Origin of the sequence: Streptomyces albidus (ex Kaewkla and Franco 2022) (assembly GCF_013870515.1) — a bacterium.
GTDB lineage: Bacteria > Actinomycetota > Actinomycetes > Streptomycetales > Streptomycetaceae > Streptomyces > Streptomyces albidus.
Window position 1 is genome coordinate 1 of sequence record NZ_JACBXA010000383.1, and the last position, 3,829, is coordinate 3,829.

The window sequence follows — 3,829 nt, forward strand, 5'->3', positions numbered from 1 at the left end:
GCTGGTGCTCGCTCTCGGCGCTGCACGGCCGCATCGAGGCCCACATCGAACGCGACCTGAGGCGGAAGCATCTGCGTGGCGTCCGCGTCGACGGGCGGCATGTGACCGGGCAGCGGCTGTCCCTGCTGGGGCGCTCCGGGAACCGGCGGTATGTACTGCGTCGCGTCGGATGCGGTCAGCGGGGCGGCCGGCGACGGCTGCACGCCCGCGTACGGCTGCGGGGACGGCCCCTGCTGCGGCGGAAGCATCTGTGTGGCGTCGGCCTCGGCGAACGGCTGCCCGGACCCTTGCAGCACTCCGGCCGTGTGCGGCTGCGGCTGCGCGTACGGCTGCTGAGGCGGCAACTGGGCGTCGGCGTAGAGACCTTGAGCGTCGTACGGCCCGTGTGCGGCAGGAGCGTAAGCCTGACTGTGGCCGGCACCTCCGGGCAGGCCGCCCGGGGACTGCCCGAGCGCGGGGGCGCCTCCGTGGGAGGTCGGACCCCCGCGATGTCTGCCCACCGACGCGGCTCCGGCGTACTCGGTGCTACCCGGCAGCGGCTGGTGCGGCTCAGCGGCAGGCGGCTGCGCGGGCGGCGTCGGAGGTGCGTGCGGGGGCGGCGGCAGGGCCGCGGAGCTCTCGGTGGAGGGAGCCACGGCTGCCCGGGACTCGGGCCCCCACGGCTGGCCCCAGGGCTGCCCCGCGGGAGGCTGCGAGTGGGACTGGGCGACCTGGCGCTGCTGTTCGGGGGTCCACGGCTCGCCGTTCGCCGGCAGCACGACACCCTCGTAGAGGGGCTCGTCGCCCTGTCCGCGTCCGCTCTGCGCTGTCACCGGGGCGCTCCTCGATCAACCTGGCTTCCGGAATCGTCGGGTCACGCTACCGGGTAGCTCGGACGCTCGACCACGCAGCCGATGGGGCGACACCAACCCTTCACCTCAGATTTAGGACAGGGCAGGAGATGTGCGCACTTATGCCGTCGCCAGGAGGTCCAGCCGCGCGGTGAATTCTCGTACGACCGGCTGCTTCGCAAACGGCACAAGTCGGCGACGGAAGTCCTCCAGATACTCCGAACCACGGCCGGAACGCAGCGTTTCAAGTAGATCGACCGCTTTCATCCCGGTTCGGCATGCGTGTTCAAGCTCACGTTGCTGCACCTGCGCCGAGGCGAGCACGAACAGCCCGATGACCCGTCGGCGCACCCTGCCCTCAGGGTGCCCCCGCAGTGCCTCCTGCGCCTGCTTCGCGGCCTCGGACGGGCGGCCCAGATCGCTGTGGCAGTGCGCCAACTCGTCGGCCAGGTAGGCGCGGTCGAAGTGCGCGATCCACTCGGGATCGTCGCCGGAGTCCGCGCGGGCCTCCGCGATCTCCAGGGCCGACAGCGCCTCCTCCGAGCGCTCCCGGAAGGCCCTCGACTCTCCCATCAGGGCATGACCCCGCGCCTCGGCGGCGTGGAACAGCGCCTCGGTACGCGGCGTCGCGTGGCCCCTGGCGCCCTCCTGCGCCGCACGGGCCAACTGCGCGACCTCGCGGGGGTTTCCGAGAGAGACGGCCAGATGACTCATGCCTGCGGCCAGTACATAGCCGCCGAAGGCCCGGTCGTCGGCGGCCTGAGCCATCCGCAGCGCCTGGATGTAGTACCGCTGGGCCAGACCTGCTTGGCCCGTGTCGACGGCCATGTAGCCGGCCAGTTCGGTCATCCGGGCGACTGCCGCGAACAGCGCCCGGCCCACCGGCTCCTTGTACGAACCCGCGATCAGCCCCGAGACCACGCTGTTGAGGTAGTGCACGACGACGGGACGGACGTACCCGCCGCCGAAGCGGTGGTCGAGCTGCGCCAGGGCGCCGGTCATCGCGCGCACCGCCGCCACGTCGGACATGCCCACGCCCGCTCCCGTACTGCGCGCGACCCGGGCGTCCGGCGGGGTGATCAGCCAGTCGCGGCTGGGTTCCACGAGGGCGGAGACGGCCCCGGTCGATCCACTCAGGAGGTCGCGCCTGCCGACGTCGCCGCGCCACAACTCGCAGACCTGCTCCACCGCGCCGAGGACGCCGGACGCGAAGTGCAGCCCCACGCCGGAGGCGAGGTTCGCGTCGTTCGCCATCCCGATCTCGTCCAGCGTGACGGTGCGTCCCAGCTTGCGGCCGAGAGCCTCCGAGATGATGGCCGGGGCGCGGCCGCGGGGCTGCTGGCCACGCAGCCAGCGTGCGACGGATGTCTTGTCGTAGCGCAGATCCAGACCGTGCTCGACGCCGCACACGTTGACCCGTCTCGCCAACCCCGCGTTGGAGCAGTTGGCTTCCTGAATGAGTGCCTGCAGCCGTTCGTTGGGCTGCCGGGCGACCAGCGGCCTTGCGGCCATTCGATCCTCCACGGGAGACGATGTCGCGTGATCACTGCCCACGACATATGCCCCTGACTCAGTCGATTCAGGCATTCATCAGCACAAGGCACCGCAGTAGGAGATAAGCCGCACGCCTGCGCATGTGCTCGTACGCCCCCACGCATGTACCCGTACGCCTTCGCCCGCGCCGGCGGAGCCTCCGCGTACGCCCTTGCCGGGCGGGCGGGTTGAGCCGCCGCACTCCGAACTGCCGCTCAACGGCCTCGAACTGGCGACGCCGGGTCAACTGTCCGCGGGGAGCACCGCCTGAAGGAAGGGCTCCACCACCCGGCGCCAGTCGACGGGCTGGTCGAGGTGCAGGAGGTGGCCCGCCTCGGGCACCTCCGCGTAGATCCCGCGCGGCAGCACGCGCACCATCTCCTGCGCCTCGGCGCGGCCGAGTTCACCGTCGATGCCCCGGACGACGAGCGTGGGGCAGACCACCCGGGCGAGTTCGTCCCAGTGGGCGTCGTGGACCCACGCCTCGCGGACCGCGAGCATCTGCCTGCGGGAGAACATCGGCCTCCAGCCGTCCTCCCCCTCCGCCATCACCTCGGCGAAGAAGGCTCCTCTCGACGCCGACGGGCGCTCCAGCGAGGGGTCGTCCTCACCGAACCACTTGCGCACGTCGGCCGACGTCGCGAAGGGGACGGGCCAGGAGTCGAACCACTGCTCCCACTCCCGCTGCGAACGCTCGCCCAGCGCCGACGCCTTCATGTCGCAGATGACCAGGGCGTGTACGAGGTCGGGCCGCTTGGCGGCGAGCTGCCAGGCGGTGAGCGCACCCATGGAGTGCCCGATGAGCGCGAGGGGCCCCAGCCCGAGCTGCTCGATCGCGGCCTCGGCGTCCTCGACGAACGCCTCACGGGCGAACGAGCCGTCCGCCCCGAGGGGTCTCTCGCTGCGGCCGTGACCGCGCTGGTCGAGTCCGACGGCGCGGTATCCGCTCGACAGCCAGCGGGCGGTGTCGGCCCAGTGCGCCGCCCGCCCCATCAGGCCGTGGAGTAAAAGCACGCCTTTCGGAGCCTCTTCACTCTTCACACCGCGGACGTCGACGCCTGCCGCTCCGGTCCGCGTACGGGCACCCGGGGGCCGCACCGGCCCGGCGCCGGAGACGAACCGGGCGCTCATCTCCGGCACCTTGTCCGGCTCGGTGCTGCCCTTGGGCGGATCGGCGAACTCCCAGGCGGCGAGCCGGAGTCCGTTCGAGCCGGTCACATTGATCCGTCGCACCATGCGCTCTGGCACCCCCATTCCGTCTGACCGCTCCACCACGCTATCGAACTTCTATTCGAACGCACCGCAGTCCGGGAGAAACCCCTACTTTCGAGTGACTGAGGGCAAGGGTTGATCGTCGAGGCCACGGGGAGACAGCTAGCGGGAGGAGGGCTGATCCCGAGAGCTCGGGGCTCTGGGTCACCCCCCGGGGAAAAGGGGAGGCGGGGCCCCGGTTGCCTACGGCACCG

At 71.4% G+C, this 3,829-nt stretch carries 2 protein-coding genes and 1 pseudogene; all 3 read right to left on the minus strand.

Features of this window, described 5'->3' with window-relative positions; translation table 11 throughout:
* Window positions 1-812, minus strand: a pseudogene (locus H5J26_RS29255) (hypothetical protein); the annotation flags it as partial.
* Between the two features lie 138 nt (window positions 813-950).
* Window positions 951-2,342 carry a transcriptional regulator gene (locus H5J26_RS29260; RefSeq protein ID WP_181768983.1) on the minus strand — a complete coding sequence of 464 codons (1,392 nt, stop codon included), beginning with the start codon at window positions 2,340-2,342 and terminating at the stop codon, window positions 951-953.
* Window positions 2,343-2,606: 264 nt separating this feature from the next.
* The gene (locus H5J26_RS29265) at window positions 2,607-3,599 is read right to left on the minus strand and encodes an alpha/beta fold hydrolase (RefSeq protein WP_181768984.1); all 993 of its coding nucleotides are present in this window, start codon (window positions 3,597-3,599) and stop codon (window positions 2,607-2,609) included.
* Between the last annotated feature and the right edge of the window lie 230 nt (window positions 3,600-3,829).